This is a genomic window from Leptothrix mechoopdaensis (SeqCode) (assembly GCF_053893855.1).
Genome location: NZ_CM132699.1, coordinates 3,018,890 through 3,034,080, shown reverse-complemented (window position 1 = coordinate 3,034,080; position 15,191 = coordinate 3,018,890). Strand labels below are relative to the sequence as shown.

Genomic DNA, 15,191 nt, shown 5'->3' with positions numbered 1-15,191 from the left:
GGGGGAGGTCAAGTGAAGGAACTCCCCCGCAGCGAGACAAAGTGGCCCACCCGAGCAGGGGTGCGGGGTTCGGAAACCGCACCGCTGCCGCCACACTGGCGCCTCGCCGAACGGGTGCGCCGCACTCGACGCCGAATCGATCGAATCCGCAAGCATGAAATCCCTGCTCCGAACCATTGCCGGCTTCTCGGCCGCGATCAACCTGATGTGGTTGTTCCCGGCCCTCTTCAGCCTGCAGGTCTTCGACCGCGTGCTCAGCAGCGGCAGCCGCGAGACCCTGCTGATGCTGGTGATCGGCGTGGCGATCGCGCTGGCGCTGGCCGGCGTGCTGGACTATCTGCGTGGCCGGCTGCAGGGCGTCCTCGGCAACATCATCAACGACGCGATGGCGCCCGAGATCGCGCGCCTGTCGCTGGCGGTCGCGGCCAAGCGCCAGGGCGCCTTCACCAACGAGGCGCTGCGCGACGTCGGCCGGCTGCGTGCGCTGTTCTCGTCGCAGGGCCTGGTCGCGATCATGGACGCGCCCTGGGCGGTGGTCTTCATCGGCGTCATCTCGGTGGCCAGCATCTGGCTCGGTCTGGCGGCCTTCTTCAGTGCCGCGCTGATGCTGGGTCTGGCCTTTCTCAACGACCGCATGACGCAGTCGGCGATCGAGAAGCTGCAGAAGGAAGCCGGCGCGACGCAACGGTTCCTCGATCAGGCGATGGTCAACGCCGAGGTCGCCCAGGCGATGGGCATGGCCGACGCGCTGGTGGCACGCTGGAACGGCCTGAGCGCGCAGCTCGCCAACACGCAGGACCCGGTGGCGCGCCAGTCGGTGTCGATGGCGGCCATCACCCGCATCTCGCGCCAGGTCACGCAGATCCTGATGACCGCGCTGGGCGCCTGGCTGGTGCTTGAAGGCAAGGCCACGCCCGGCGTGATGATTGCCTCGTCGATGCTGCTGGGCCGTGCGCTGCAGCCGGTCGAACAGATCGTCGGCAGCTGGAAGATCCTGGCCGAAGGCCGGCTCGCGTGGCGCCGCCTCGACCCGCTGATGACCGAGGCGCTGAACCGCCGCCCGCAGATGCCGCTGCCCGCGCCGACCGGCGCGCTGAGTGTCGCCGGCCTGGTCTACCGCCCGCCCAACACCGACCGCGTGCTGATCGGCGGCGTGCAGCTGCGCCTCGAACCCGGCGAGTCGATGGCCGTCATCGGCCCGAGCGGCGCCGGCAAGAGCACGCTGGTGCGCCTGCTGATCGGCCTGTGGACGCCGACCCAGGGCCAGGTGCGGCTCGACGGCGTCGACCTGTCGCGCTGGACCCGCGAGCAGATCGGCCCGCACATCGGCTACATGCCGCAGGACGTCGAGCTGTTCGCCGGCACCGTCGCCGACAACATCGCCCGCATGGGCGAGGTCGACTCGACCCAGGTCGTCGAGGCCGCCAAGCGTGCCGGCGTGCATGAGCTGATCCTCGCGCTGCCCGACGGCTACGACACCCGCGTCGACCCGAACGCCGCGCTGCTGTCGCCCGGCCAGCGCCAGCGCATCGCGCTGGCCCGCGCGCTGTACGGCAACCCCAAGCTGATCGTGCTGGACGAGCCCAACGCCAACCTCGACGGCGCCGGCGAACTCGCGCTGGCCGAGACCCTCAAGCGCCTGCAGGGCCAGGCCACCGTGATCGTCGTGACCCACCGCCAGACGCTGACCCAGCACGTCAACAAGATGCTGGTGATCGACGGCGGTCGCCAGCTGCATTTCGGCACCGCCGAGGAAGTGCTCAACGCGATGCGCGGCGGCGCGCCCGGCCAGGTCGTGCCGCTGACCCAGCAGATGGCCGCGGCTGCGCAGCAGGCGGCCCAGCAGGCGGCGCGGCAGCAGGCGGCACACCACGCCGCGCATCAGCCCGTCGTCGTCAACCCGAACGCATCCTTCAAGGCCTGACGCCATGCCGATCCCCCCGCTGTTGCCCGCCCTGATGCCCGCCCCCGCGATGCCGGCCGAGGCCGACCTCGTGACCCGCCACCTGTCGACCGCCAACGGCCTGGTGCGGCGCGGCCGCCTGGTCGTGCTGTGCGGCCTGGTGCCGGCGATCGCCTGGCTGTCGTTCGCGCCGTTGTCATCGGCCGTCGTGGCCAGCGGCTACGTCAAGGTCGACCTCAACCGCGCGGTGGTCCAGCACGTCGAGGGCGGCACCGTGCGGGCCGTCTATGTGCGCGACGGCCAGCACGTGAAGGCCGGCGAGCCGCTGATCGAGCTGGGCGACGTCTCGGTCAATGCCGACCGCACCCGCCTGGCGCAGCGCCTGATGTCCGAACGTGCCGGCGTGGCCCGGCTGGAAGCCGAACAGTCGCGCAGCCCGACGCTGGTCTTCCCGCCCGAGCTGGTCGACGCGGCCCGCACCGACCCTGTCGTCAGCAACCAGATGGACAAGGAACAGGCGCTGTTCGATGCGCGCCTGACGGCCCTGAGCAGCCAGACCGCGCTGCTTGTCAAGCAGCGCGGCAAGATCCGCCAGGAGATCGAGTCGCTGCACGCGCAGATCCGCAGCACCAAGGAGTCGATCGCGGCCCAGGGCCGTGACCATGCGCTCAACCGCAGCCTGGCCAAGGAAGGCCTGGTGTCGGAGTCGCAGGTGATGCAGCAGGAGGCCTCGATGGCCGACTACAACAGCAAGATCGCCGAACGCACCGCCGAGCTCGCGCGCGCCGACCAGCGCACCGGCGACATCGAGCTGCGCCTGAGCCAGATCGAGAACGACTACCGCCAGCAGGCCAGCGACCAGTTGAAGGTCGCGCTGGTGCGGGTCCAGGAGATCGAGCAGGAGCTGCGCAAGGCCATCGATGCCTCGCGCCGCCAGGTCATCACCGCCCCGGTCGACGGCGAGGTGATCGGCCTGCGCGTCACGTCCCCCGGCGGCGTCATCGCCCCGCGCGAGCCGATCGCCGAGATCGTCCCGGCCAACCCGCGCCTGGTCGTCGAGGCCCAGATCCGCACCGAGGACATCAGCCGCGTCCAGCGCGGCCAGGAAGCCGACCTGCGCTTCACCGCCTTCAGCTACCGCACGACCGACCTCGTCAAGGGCACCGTCAACTACGTCGGCGGCGACCGCCTGGTCCAGCGCGAGAACGGCATGCCGTACTACGTCGTCAACATCGACGTCTCGCCCGAATCCGTCAAGCAGGCCGTCAAGGGCCAGCACGACGCCAAGCTCCAGGCCGGCATGCCCGCCGAGGTCTTCCTGCACGGCGAGACCCGCACGCCGCTGCAGTACCTGATGGACCCGGTGACGCGGGTGATCAGCCATGCGGGGCGGGAGCGCTGAGGCGCCATGCCCACACCTGAACGGCCGACCGCGCAGAGCGGGGGTGGAACGCGAAATCGTTTGCTTGTCGGCCGCTTGTCCGCCCCTCCGTTCGCGGGTGTCCGGCCCTCGCGCCGGATACATGCCGCTACGATTTGTGCCGGCCGATGAACAAGTCCGGCGAGTCCGGTGCCGGCGTGTCCCGACACCCGCGACCGATGCGGCCGACACGATCAGGGGAAGCCGTGCAGACCACCGCCAGCAGTGATCCGAAGGCCGGGAAGGGCCGATCCGCAGCGGCCTTGCCCGCAGGCACCGGCGCCTTGCGGCGCGAGTCCGGCGCGGGCGGCCTGTCCTTCGAGATGCAGCGCTTCAGCGACGGCATCCGCGTGGTCATCGCGCTGCTGTGCACCGTGCTGCTGCTGGGTGCGGAGAGGGCGCCGCAACCCGCCGCGCTGCTGCTGCTGATGGTCTACGACCTGTGGGCCGGCGTGCTGCTGTGGGCCCGCGCGCGGCGCCTGCGGGTCGGCCCGACCCTGCTGCATTTCTGGCTCGACGCGGCCTGGTCCTGCGCGATGCTGCAGGCCACCGATGGGGCCAGCCAGATGCTGATCCTGACGCTGGTCCACCCGACCGTGCTGGTCAGCGTGGGCTGGGGTTCGCGCCAGGCCGTGCTGCTGGCCGTGGCGGCGGCCAGTGCCGTGCTGTGGTGCAACTGCGCCGATGAACACGGCGCCCGTCACCTGCAGAACGTCCACCTGCTGCCGGCGCTGGCGGTGCTGGCGCTGGTGCCGGCCGCCGCGCTGCTGGCGCGTTCGATGGGGGTGCTGCACCAGCGTCGCCAGATGATGGAGCGCCTGCACGCCGAGATCGACCCGCGCCGCGGCCTGGGCGCCACCGCCGCGACCTTGCTGCAGGCCATCCTGCGCGAGAGCCCCGTGCGGGTCGCGGCGGTCGTGCTGACCAGCCCGGTCGACCATGCGAGCGGCTGGATCGCCGATGGGCACGGCGATGCCGGCCGGCCGGGGGCTGCGGTGCGCGCGCTGGACGAGGACCGTGTCCAGGCCATCGAGGCGGCGCTCCAGGCCTGGCCCGACGAGCCCGTCACCTGCCGGCGCCACCGCATGGGCAGCCTGCTGCTGCGCAGCGCGGCCGAGAACCTGCCGCCGCTGACCGACGACGTCGTCCGGCTGCATGCCTCGTTCGAGGAGGATGCGCTGGTCGTCGTCCCGTTCAGCCGCCAGGGCCGCCGCATCGGCTACCTGCTGATGGCCGCCGACCCGGATGCCGCCTCCGACAAGAGCGTCGATGCGCTGGGCCACGGTGCGGCCGAGATGGGCGGCCTGCTCGAATCGGCCGCGCTGGTCGATCGCCTGCAGGACGAGACCGCCGCGCACGAACGTGCCCGCATCGGCCGCGACCTGCACGACAGCGCGATCCAGCCCTACCTGGGCCTGAAGTTCGTGGTCGAGAGCGTGGCGATGAAGGCCCGTGCGGACAACCCGCTGCGCGACGATCTGGTCCAGCTGGGCCAGCTCGTGCAGGCCGAGGTCGAGCAGCTGCGCGAGCTGATCGGCGGGATGCGCGACGGTCGACCGCATGGCGACAACGCGCTGCTGCCGGCGGTGCGTCGCCAGTCGCGCCGCTATGCGCAGATGTTCGGCATCGACGTGCAGCTGGACCTGCCGCCGACCCTGTCGATCCGCCGCGAGCTGGCCGGTGCGCTGTTCCACATGATCAACGAGGCGCTGTCCAACGTGCGCCGCCACACGCCCGCGCGATCGGTCCGCCTCAGCCTGCAGACCGACGTGCAGGGCGCCATCCAGCTGCGCATCCGTGACGACGCCGGCAGCGTCTGCGGCCGACCCGCCGCCGAGTTCCGGCCCCGCTCCCTGAGCGAACGGGCAGCGGACCTGGGCGGCTCGCTGGTGGTCAGCCGGCCGGACGGGCTGAACACCGAAGTGCTGATCCACATCCCCTTCCAGACCCCGGCGAGCGCATGAGCACGATGACCCCGACGCAGAACCAGCCGGCCGACACGCCGGTCGATCCGGACGCCATCCGCGTCTTCATCGCCGAGGACCATCGCATCACGCTGTGGGGCCTGGAACGCCTGATCGAGGCCAGCGCGCCGCGCATGCGCGTGGTCGGCGTGGCCACCACGCTGGGCGAGCTGCTGTCGCATCCGGACCTGCCGCAGGCCGACATCCTGCTGCTGGACCTGGACCTCGGCGAGGACAACACCGTGCCGGTGCTGCCCACGCTGCAGCGCCTGTGCCCGAAGGGCCGCGTGCTGGTGCTGACCGGCGACACCGACGCGCATCGTCACCGCGAGGCCGTCGTGCTCGGCGCACGCGGCGTGCTGCACAAGGGCCAGAGCGCGGCGACGCTGGTCACCGCGATCGACAAGGTGCATGGCGGCGAGGTCTGGCTCGAACGCAGCCTGCTGGGTCAGGTCCTGGGCCTGCTGACGGGCACCGCCAACCGGGCCATGACGTCCGAAGACCCGCATGCCCGCCGCATCGCCAGCCTGACGCCGCGCGAACGCGAGGTGATCCACGCCCTGATGGCCAATGCCGGCGCCAAGCAGCTGGTGCTGGCCGAGCGCCTCAACATGAGCGAGCACACGCTGCGCAACCACCTGACGACGATCTACAGCAAGCTCGGCGTGCGCGGCCGGCTGGAGCTGCATGTCTTCGCGACCGAGAACGGCCTGGTGCCCGGAGAGGGCAGGAGCAGCGGCTGAGCCCCTCCTGCCCCTGGATCACGAGACGAGCCTGCGGGCTCGTTTTTTTTCGTGTTCGCAAGCGCTTTTCAAGGTGACGTTCGGGAACGGGATCCCCGCCCTGAGGGGGTGGCCCCGCGACCCCGGGGGAAGGGATGTCCTGCCACGGGGGGACCACAAGCGGGTCTCGCGGGTGGTTGTTCTTCAGATGTTCGAAAGGAAACGGATTCCTACATTCGTCTCCATGGAACACGAAGCGTCCTCCTCCTCGAACAGCAGCCCGAAGCCGGTGCCTGGCACCGGTCGGGGCCGTCGCAAGTCCTCGCGGCTCAGTGCCGTCGAGTACGCCTTGCTGGCGGGCCTGCTGGCCGTCGTGGTGTTCGCAGCCCTGAGCCTGGTCGGCGAACAGCTGGGTCTGACCCAGCCGGCCGCGCAGACCGGCAGTGGCCAGGGCAACTAGCGTTTCAAGGCGCGTTTCGCAGGCCGGCGTCCTCCAACTGGCCCGCAAGGTTCGGATCCGACCTCGACGGATCCAGGTGCTTCCCCTTTGCCGGGCAACCGGTCCTATCCCTGGAGATCGACATGCAACTCGTGAACATGATCAAGCAATTCGCCCGTGACGAAGAGGGCGTCGTCGCCATCGAGTACGGCCTGCTGGCGGCCTTCGTGGCCATCGCCCTGGTCACCGTCGGTGGCGTCCTCGACACCCGCATCCCCCAGCTGTTCAGCACGCTGATGACCGACCTGGACACGATCGCCGGCAGCATCGTTCCCTGATCGACGGGATACCCGACACGGGACCTCTGGACCGGACTGCGCCGCTGGCTTGCTGAAGCCTTCGGCGCAGTCCACCTTCCTGGCACCAGACCTCCGACACCATGGCCATCGCGCTCTCCCTGCTGCTCGTCATCGCCTGCCTGACCGATCTGCGCGAGCGTCGCGTCAAGAACGTCATGGTGCTGGCGGGCCTGGCGGTGGCGACGATCGGTCACCTGCTGCCGCACCTGCTGGCGGCGGACCTGCGGGGCGCCGGTGCGGCGCTGCTGGTCACGTTGCTGGGTGCGGCCACCGGTCTGGCGGTGTTCCTGCCGCTCTACCTGCTGCGTGCGGTCGGGGCTGGCGACGTCAAGCTGCTGGCGATGGTCGGGGCCTTCCTGGGCTCCGAGGCGACCTGGCAGGCGGGCTTGTATTCGGCCATCGCGGGGGGCCTGCTGTCCCTGCTGTTCCTGTGCCGGCCTTCGGTCGCGCGCCGTGTCGTCGCCAACCTGCGCGCGATGGGCTCGACGATCGGGCTGAGGCTGCGCGGTCTGCCCGTGCCAGCTGGCGTGAACCCCTTGCAGCGTTCCGCCGTACGAATTCCTTATGCCCTGGCCATCGCGGCCGGGACCTGGGGCCAGCTGTGGCTGGCCAGCCGGGCCTGAGGGCCCACGAGAGGGGTTGATCGATGCGATCGCGTGGTGTTGTGACATTGCTGCTGGCCGTCCTGGCCGGCCTCGTGGCCATGCTGATGGCGGCGCGCTGGCTGGGCAGCCAGTCCGGCAAGTCGAACCGCATCGCGGTGGCGGCGGTCGACCTGGCGCCCGGTGTCGTGCTGACGGCCGACATGGTCAAGCTCGTGGACTGGCCGCAGGCCAACGTGCCGCGCGGTGCCGTCACGGATGCCAAGGCCCTGCCCGGCCGCGTCACCAAGGCGAACGTGCTGGCCGGCGAGCCGCTGCTCGACGCCCGCCTGGCACCGCCCGGCGCCAAGGGCGGCCTGTCGGCGCTGCTGTCGCCCGGCAAGCGCGCGATGACCGTCAAGGTCAACGAGGTCGTCGGCGTGTCCGGCTTCGCGGTGCCCGGCAACTATGTCGACGTGCTGGTCAACACCAAGGGCGGCACCGGTGCACCGGCGGCCCGCGGCACCGACGCGACCATCTCCAAGATCGTGCTCGAGCGCATGCTCGTGCTGGCCGTCGCGCAGGAAGTCGAGCGCGACGCGACCAAGCCCAAGGTCGTCGGCGCGGTGACGCTGGAAGTCACGCCCGAACAGGCCGAGGCGCTGGACCTGGCCCGCAACATCGGCACGCTGTCGCTGGTGCTGCGCAGCCAGAACGAGGCCGAGATCGCCGGCACGCTGGGCGCCACCCGCGCCGACGTGCTGGGCCAGCCGGCCGCCGGCGAGGCCGCTGCCGCGCCGGCGCCGGTCGCCAAGGCCGCGCCCGCCGCGCGAATCACCCGCAGCGGTCCGGCCATGCCGGTGACGGCCTCGGCCGCCCGCAACGCCGCCAACGACTGCGTCGACGTCATCCGCGGGATGAGCAAGACCACCGAGTGCTTCTGAGTCCGAGAGTCGAACGCCATGGCAACCCATCCTGTCTTCCCCTCCACGTCGCGTGCGCGGCCGGCGATCGTCGCTGCGCTGTCGGCTGCGCTGATGCTGGCCTTCGCTCCGGGCAGCGCCAGCGCCCAGGATCCCGCCTGCGTCAGCCTGGGCTCCGCGCCGATCGTGCGGCTGGCGCTCGGCAAGTCGACCGTGGTGCGGCCGCGTGAGCCGGTCGCCCGCATCCTGCTGGGCAATCCGGACCATTCCCGCGCCGGCCGTCCGGCCGAGCCGGAAGGCAAGGCCGGCAACAACGGCGCGAACGGTGCGAACGGCACCCACGCGATGAACGTCCAGCAGGCCGGCAACAACCGCGCCGGCGCGGCCGACATCGACGTGCTGCTGCTGAGCAGCTCGGAGATCTACCTGCTCGGCAAGTCGCTGGGCAGCACCAACGTCGTGATGATCGACCGCAAGGGCGGTTGCACCGCCTTCGACGTGGTGGTCGACATGGACACCGTCGCGCTCAAGAGCGTGATCGAGCAGCTGCTCCCCGAGGAGCGCGACATCAAGGTCACCGCGGCCTTCGACACCATCGTGCTCAGCGGCAGCGTCAGCGACGCCGAGGCCCTGACCCGCGTGACCGACCTGGCCAACGCCTTCGTGCGCGGTGCGCAGGGCAATGGTGGCAACAACGCGGGCAACGGGAACGGGAACGGGAACGGCGGCGGCTCGCGCGTCGTCAACATGCTGTCGGTCGCCGCGCCGCAGCAGGTCATGCTCGACGTCAAGGTTGCCGAGGTCTCCAAGGCCCTGGTCGACAAGTTCGGCGTCAACCTCGCCTCCAGCATCACCAACGGCTCGTGGACGCCGGGCATCAGCTCGGGCTTCGGCTCCGGTGGCAGCGGTGCGCTGCTGGGCTCGCTGACCGGCAAGCTCAGCGGCAACATCACCGTCGACGGCCAGAAGGACGACGGCCAGGTCCGCGTGCTGGCCGAGCCGTCGATCATGGCCGTCAGCGGCCAGACCGGCAGCTTCCTGGCCGGCGGCAAGATCTTCATCCCGGTCTCGCAGACCAACAGCGCCGGTGGTCGCGAGGTCACGCTCGAGGAGAAGGAATTCGGCGTCTCGCTGAAGTTCACCCCGACCGTGCTGGGCGGTGGCCGCATCAACCTGAAGGTGCGCCCGGAAGTCTCCGAGCTGAGCCGCGAAGGCGTCACGCTGGCCTCGTCCGGTGGTGGCACCGCGATCCTGCCGTCGCTGACCTCGCGCAAGGCCGAGACCACGGTGCAGCTGATGGACGGCCAGAGCTTCGCCATCGGCGGCCTGATCAAGAACAACACCAGCACCAACGTCAAGGCCTTCCCCTTCCTGGGCGAGATCCCCGTGCTGGGCGCGCTGTTCCGCAGCAGCCAGTTCCAGAACGACCAGACCGAGCTGGTCTTCGTCGTCACGCCGCATCTGGTCAAGCCGCTGCCGGTGGGCTACGTGCTGCCCACCGACCTGCATGCCTCGCCGACCCGCACCGACCGGCTGCTGCAAGGCCAGGTCGACCGCCCGGTCTCGCCGCCCCAGGTCGACAAGTCCCGTGGCGGCTTCGATGCCCCGAAGAACTGAGGCCCGCACCATGACGCTCTTCAACGTCCGCTCCACCACGCTGGCCGCCCTTGCCGGGCTGGCGCTGGCCACCGTCCTGCCGGGCTGCGCCTCGGTCGACGACACCACGGTCGGCGACAACACCCGTGCGCTGCTGGCCTCGCAGCACATCGATCCGGAGGCCGGCAAGCGCAACGGCAGCAAGGTCGGCCCGACCGAGGGCCGCACCGTGCGCGAGGCGATCGACCGCCAGGTCGAGACCTTCCGCACCCCGTCGACCACCGGCGTGTCCGGCGTGGGCACGATCGGCGGCAAGTGAACCTGCCGGGCCATCCGCGCTTGACGGCGATGACACACGCAGCTGGCCAGCTCCGCCCCGGGCGATCGGCTGTCGGCGGCGCGGTGACGATCTTCTTCGCGCTGATGATGGTCTTCCTGTTCATGGCCATCGGCCTGGCGATCGACACCTCGCGTGGCTACATGGGCCAGGCGCAGCTGCAGAACGCGGCCGATGCCTGCGCGCTGGCCGCCGTCGGCGAACTGTCGGGCAGCGATGTCGGCGCCACCGCGCTGGCGCGCGCCCGCGCCGTCGCCCGCGTGGTCGTCGAAGGCCATCGTGTGCCGTACCGCCCGGCCGCGCTGACGATCGACGACAGCGCCATCACCTACACGCCCGCCGACGGCACCGCGACCGGCGCGGCGCGTGTCACCTGCGTGGTCGCGGCCGACGGCTGGCGGCCGCTGCTGCTGGGTCTCGTGGGTGTCGGCGAACGGACCTTCCAGGCCAGCTCGACGGCCACGCTGATGGCCTCGCAGACCGCCTGCGCGCTGCCGATGGGCCTGCGCCAGCTGTCGACCGGCGACCCGATCGACTTCGGCTACAGCATCGGCTCCTGGTACACGGTCCACTTCGGCCCCGCCGACTCGGCCAGCGCGCCGGACTTCCGCTGGGTCGAGTTCGACCCCGATCCTGCTGTCACCGACGCGGCCTGTTCGGGCCTGGCCGGCATGGACAAGGACCACGAGGCCGCCTGCCTCGTCGCCCGTGGCGGCAAGTGCGACCGGCCGGCCCGCGTGGTCGACTGCAGCGGTTCGGCCTACGGCTGCGTGGCGCCGATCCGCAGCCCTGCGGCGGCCGACTTCGAGGCCGTGACCGGTGCCGCCTTCAACACCCGGTTCGGCCTCTACGAGGCGGGCCGGCCGTTCCAGAAGACGTCGTCGCCGCCGGACACCACCGGCTTCGCCTACACCACGACGAACTGGACATCGGGCGCGAACGCCTGGTCAGGCTCGGACAGCGTGCCGAACTTCCAGGACCAGCGTGCATCGCACCTGCCCTACACCGGCAGCACGCCGTTCGATCCGATCTCGCTGGCCGAGCACGTGTCGCTGGGCGCCTCGCGCCGCACCGCCGTGGTCCCGGTCGTGTCCTCGGCCGACTGGGCCTCGGCCGGCAACGCCCGAGTGGTCGGCTATGCCTGCGTGCTGCTGCTGGCGCCGTGGAACGGCGTGGCGGGCAGCACCTCCCAGGTCGAGTACCTGGGCAACGCGGCGGCCGCGACCAGCCCTTGCGTGGGCGCGGGCGTGCCCGGCCGGGTCGGAGGAGGCGGCGCCCAGGTGCCCGCCTTGCTGTCGCCATGACGACCCGCCTGACCCGTGCGGTGCGTGCCACCCCTTGCCGCCCGATGGTCCGCGGTGTCGCGGTCATCGAGTTCGCGCTGCTGCTGGTTCCGATGCTGCTGCTGATGTTCGGCACGATGGAGCTGGGCCGCGCCGTCATGAGCTACCAGCTGATGTCGCGCAGCGTGCGCGATGCCGTCCGCCATGTCTCCACTGGCAGCGCCTCCAACCTGACCCAGCTGCGTGCCGAGGCCCGCTGCATCGCCTACAGCGGTGACTACAGCACCGTGCTCGATGGCGGTGACCTGGTCACGACCTGTGTCGGCGATCCGGTCGCACCCGACCTCGCGATCGACCAGGTGCAGGTCTGCGACTGGCAGCGCGAGCAGTCCGAGCCGCTGCAGCCCGATGGCCTGAGCGGCTGCGCCGCCATGCGCGTCGAGGACGCCACCGCCGGCGCCATCTACCTGACCAGCGTGGGCGTGCGCGGCTATGTCTATCGCGGCATGTTCCTGGGCGCCTTCACCAGCGTGCTGGTGCCGTTCGGCGAGATCTCGGCCGTGATGAGGATGACGCCATGAGTGCCCCCCGTCGCCAGGTCCGCAGCCGCGGCGTCGCCACGATCGAGTTCGCGATCGTGCTGATCTTCGTCTTCACGCTGCTGTTCGCGATGCTGGAGGTCGGCCGGCTGGTCTGGACCTGGAACGTCGCGGTGGCCGCGACCCGCGACGGCGCGCGCTGGGCGGCGCTGTACGAGCCGGCCGCCGCCAACCAGGTCAGGAACCACGTCGAGCGTTTCTCGCTCGGCGCGATCAAGGCCGCGAACGTCGATGTCGAGTACCTCGACCCCGAGACGCCGGGTGTGCCCTGCAGCGTCGACAACTGCAAATTCGTGCGCGTTTCTCTCAACGGCGCCACCTTCACTTCGGTGGTGTCGATCGTTCCGCTGTCCGTCAGACTGCCGGCTTTCCCTGCCACGGCACGCCGCGAGGCGATGTCCGCCGCACCCCTCTGAGGTCCGACTTTCCGGGTCATAGCCATGAAGATCAAAGTCATCAGCCCCCACACCCAACACGCCGAGGTCTGGACCGCCGCGTTGAAGTTCGGCATGACCGGCGACCAGGTCGAGACCGTGGTCCGGCCGCTGCGTTCGGTGAACGTCATCGTCAATGGCAGCCGGCCTGACCTGGTCCTGGCAGAGGCGGTCGACGAACCCGACTTCGTCGTCATCGAGGCGCTGGCGAATGCCCATCCGGACGTCGACTTCGTGCTGGTCAGCCCGGACCTGAAGCCCGAGCTGCTGGTGCGTGCGATGCGGGCCGGCATCCGTGAGGTGCTGCCGGCGCCGGCATCGGCCGAATCGGTGCTGGGCGCCGCCCAGCGCCTGTCGCGCAAGCGGGTGGTGACCAAGGCTCCGGCCGGCGGTTCCGCCGATGGCGAGGTGCTGGCCTTCATCAGCTGCAAGGGCGGCAGTGGCGCCACGTTCACCGCCGCCAACCTGGCCCACATGCTGTCGCAGAACGGCAAGCGCCGCGTCGCGCTGATCGACCTGAACCTGCAGTTCGGCGATGCCCACTGGTTCATCAGCAGCGAGGCCGCCACCAGCAACGTGGCCGATGTCGCCCGCAACATCGACCGGCTCGACCGCGACCTGCTCAAGGCCGCGATGACCCAGGTCTTCCCGGGCCTGTGGGTGCTGGCCGCGCCGGACGATCCCGCCCATGCGAGCGACGTCACGCCGCAGCACGTCGAGGCCATCATCGACGTCGCACGCACGATGTTCGACCACGTCGTCATCGATGCCGGCCGTGCGCTCAACTCGGTCACGCTGTCCGCGCTGGACCAGGCCGAGTTCGTCTTCCCGGTGCTGCAGCTGACGCTGCCCTACATCCGCGACGGCAAGCGGCTGCGCCAGGTCTTCGCCTCGCTGGGCTACAAGTCCAGCAAGGTCCAGTGGATCGTCAACCGCCACGACAAGCGCAGCCAGATCACGCTGGACGACCTCAAGCGCACGCTCGAACTGCGCCAGGTCATCGCCCTGCCGAACCAGTACGACGCGGTCGCCGCCTCGGTCAACCAGGGCCTGCCGGTGGCCAAGATCGCACCCAACAGCCCGATCACGCGCAGCCTGCAGGAACTGGCCGACCGGCTCGCGCCGCCGCCGAAGGACGAAGCTCGTCCGAGCGGCTGGCTCAGCAGCCTGCTGCCCGGCATGCGCCGCAGCGATGCCGGTGACTCCGTGCCGCTGACCCGTCCTGCCAGCCTGGAGCGTCGCTGATGAGCTTGCGTGAACGACTGGGTGCGTCCGCATCCGCCTCCACCGCCTTTGGCGCCCTCCAGGACCTGGCCGACGTACCGGCCCAGAACGCCCGTGCCTACCAGGCCACCAAGGCCCAGGTCCACCAGACCATCCTGACCCGGCTGGACCTGCAGGCCATGAGCAGCCTGCCGCCGGCCCAGCTGCGCGACGAGCTGCGACTGGCGGTCGAGCGCCTGCTGGCCGAGCAGAACCTCGTGCTGAACGCGCAGGAGCGCCGCAACCTCGTGCGCGACATCCAGCACGAGCTGATGGGGCTGGGCCCGCTCGAACCGCTGCTGGCCGATCCGACCGTCTCCGACATCCTGGTCAACACCTCGCGCCAGGTCTACGTCGAACGCCAGGGCCGGCTCGAACTGAGCGACATCACCTTCGTCGACGATGCCCACCTGATGAACATCATCGACAAGATCGTCTCGCGCATCGGCCGCCGGGTCGACGAGTCGAGCCCGATGGTCGATGCCCGCCTGCCCGATGGCTCGCGCGTCAACGTGGTCATCCCGCCGCTGGCGATCGATGGCCCGGTGATGTCGATCCGGCGCTTTCCGGCCAAGAAGCTCAAGATCGACGACCTGGTCCGGCTCAAGACCCTGTCCGAGGAAATGGCCACCTGCCTGGGTGCGGTGGCCGAGGCCAAGATCAACATCCTGATCTCCGGCGGCACGGGCGCCGGCAAGACCACGCTGCTGAACCTGCTGAGCGGCTACATCTCGCACCGCGAGCGCATCGTCACGATCGAGGACGCCGCCGAACTGCAGTTGCAGCAGCCGCACGTCGTGCGACTGGAGACCCGCCCGCCCAACGTCGAAGGACTGGGCGAGGTGCCGCAGCGCGCGCTGGTGCGCAATGCGCTGCGGATGCGGCCCGACCGCATCATCCTGGGCGAGGTCCGCGGCGGCGAGGCGGTCGACATGCTGCAGGCCATGAACACCGGCCACGACGGCTCGATGACCACCATCCACGCCAACACGCCGCGAGACGCGCTGAGCCGGCTCGAAAGCATGATCGCGATGGCCGGCATCGACCTTCCGACCCGGGCCGCACGCGGCCAGATCTCGGCGGCCATCAACCTGATCGTGCAGGCCAGCCGCCTGAGCGACGGCAGCCGCAAGTTCACCTCGATCCACGAGGTCACCGGCATGGAAGGCGACGTCATCACGACGCAGGAGATCTTCCACTTCAAGCAGACCGGACTGGCCGCCGACGGCGCCGTGCTCGGCTACTTTGCCGCCACCGGCGTGCGTCCGCGCTTCTGGGAGCGGCTGGTCGCACGCGGCGTGCAACTGCCCGAGACCACCTTCAACCCGGTCCGTCGACCGGTCTGATCGCGCAGGCGACGGAGAACCC

Annotated in this window: 15 protein-coding genes; all 15 read left to right on the top strand. The window is 70.4% G+C overall.

The window, feature by feature from the left end:
- The first annotated feature begins 154 nt into the window (after nt 1-154).
- The 15 genes from ACWA7K_RS13130 (at nt 155) to ACWA7K_RS13060 (ending at nt 15,169) form a co-directional block, all read left to right on the top strand.
- On the top strand, nt 155-1,924 hold the full coding sequence (locus tag ACWA7K_RS13130; RefSeq protein ID WP_456161850.1) for a type I secretion system permease/ATPase: 1,770 nt from the start codon (nt 155-157) through the stop codon (nt 1,922-1,924).
- Nucleotides 1,925-1,928: 4 nt separating this feature from the next.
- Nucleotides 1,929-3,305 carry an HlyD family type I secretion periplasmic adaptor subunit gene (locus ACWA7K_RS13125; RefSeq protein ID WP_456161849.1) on the top strand — a complete coding sequence of 459 codons (1,377 nt, stop codon included), beginning with the start codon at nt 1,929-1,931 and terminating at the stop codon, nt 3,303-3,305.
- A gap of 224 nt (nt 3,306-3,529) precedes the next feature.
- On the top strand, nt 3,530-5,287 hold the full coding sequence (locus ACWA7K_RS13120) for a sensor histidine kinase (protein WP_456161848.1): 1,758 nt from the start codon (nt 3,530-3,532) through the stop codon (nt 5,285-5,287).
- On the top strand, nt 5,284-6,030 hold the full coding sequence (locus tag ACWA7K_RS13115) for a response regulator transcription factor (RefSeq protein WP_456161847.1): 747 nt from the start codon (nt 5,284-5,286) through the stop codon (nt 6,028-6,030). Before ACWA7K_RS13120 ends, ACWA7K_RS13115 begins: the two co-directional genes overlap by 4 nt.
- A 223-nt stretch (nt 6,031-6,253) precedes the next feature.
- Nucleotides 6,254-6,469: a Flp family type IVb pilin gene (locus tag ACWA7K_RS13110; RefSeq protein ID WP_456210145.1), complete on the top strand. Its 216-nt coding sequence runs from the start codon at nt 6,254-6,256 to the stop codon at nt 6,467-6,469.
- A 122-nt stretch (nt 6,470-6,591) separates the two neighbouring features.
- Nucleotides 6,592-6,786 (top strand): Flp family type IVb pilin, encoded by a 195-nt coding sequence (locus ACWA7K_RS13105; protein WP_456161845.1) that lies wholly within the window; start codon nt 6,592-6,594, stop codon nt 6,784-6,786.
- 101 nt (nt 6,787-6,887) lie between these two features.
- Nucleotides 6,888-7,430, top strand: coding sequence for an A24 family peptidase (locus ACWA7K_RS13100; RefSeq protein ID WP_456161844.1), 543 nt, complete (start codon nt 6,888-6,890; stop codon nt 7,428-7,430).
- A gap of 41 nt (nt 7,431-7,471) precedes the next feature.
- Nucleotides 7,472-8,332: a Flp pilus assembly protein CpaB gene (gene cpaB / locus ACWA7K_RS13095; protein WP_456161843.1), complete on the top strand. Its 861-nt coding sequence runs from the start codon at nt 7,472-7,474 to the stop codon at nt 8,330-8,332.
- 18 nt (nt 8,333-8,350) lie between these two features.
- Nucleotides 8,351-9,928: a type II and III secretion system protein family protein gene (locus ACWA7K_RS13090; RefSeq protein ID WP_456161842.1), complete on the top strand. Its 1,578-nt coding sequence runs from the start codon at nt 8,351-8,353 to the stop codon at nt 9,926-9,928.
- 10 nt (nt 9,929-9,938) lie between these two features.
- Entirely contained in the window at nt 9,939-10,226 is a 288-nt protein-coding gene (locus ACWA7K_RS13085; RefSeq protein ID WP_456161841.1) for a hypothetical protein, read from the top strand.
- An 83-nt stretch (nt 10,227-10,309) separates the two neighbouring features.
- Nucleotides 10,310-11,548: a pilus assembly protein TadG-related protein gene (locus tag ACWA7K_RS13080; RefSeq protein WP_456161840.1), complete on the top strand. Its 1,239-nt coding sequence runs from the start codon at nt 10,310-10,312 to the stop codon at nt 11,546-11,548.
- Nucleotides 11,545-12,108, top strand: a complete 564-nt coding sequence (locus tag ACWA7K_RS13075) for a TadE/TadG family type IV pilus assembly protein (protein WP_456161839.1) — start codon at nt 11,545-11,547, stop codon at nt 12,106-12,108. Before ACWA7K_RS13080 ends, ACWA7K_RS13075 begins: the two co-directional genes overlap by 4 nt.
- The gene (locus ACWA7K_RS13070; protein ID WP_456161838.1) at nt 12,105-12,542 is read left to right on the top strand and encodes a TadE/TadG family type IV pilus assembly protein; all 438 of its coding nucleotides are present in this window, start codon (nt 12,105-12,107) and stop codon (nt 12,540-12,542) included. Before ACWA7K_RS13075 ends, ACWA7K_RS13070 begins: the two co-directional genes overlap by 4 nt.
- A 24-nt stretch (nt 12,543-12,566) precedes the next feature.
- Nucleotides 12,567-13,805, top strand: coding sequence for an AAA family ATPase (locus ACWA7K_RS13065; protein ID WP_456161837.1), 1,239 nt, complete (start codon nt 12,567-12,569; stop codon nt 13,803-13,805).
- Nucleotides 13,805-15,169, top strand: coding sequence for a CpaF family protein (locus ACWA7K_RS13060; protein ID WP_456161836.1), 1,365 nt, complete (start codon nt 13,805-13,807; stop codon nt 15,167-15,169). The genes ACWA7K_RS13065 and ACWA7K_RS13060 overlap by 1 nt, the downstream gene beginning before the upstream one ends.
- Nucleotides 15,170-15,191: the final 22 nt, after the last annotated feature.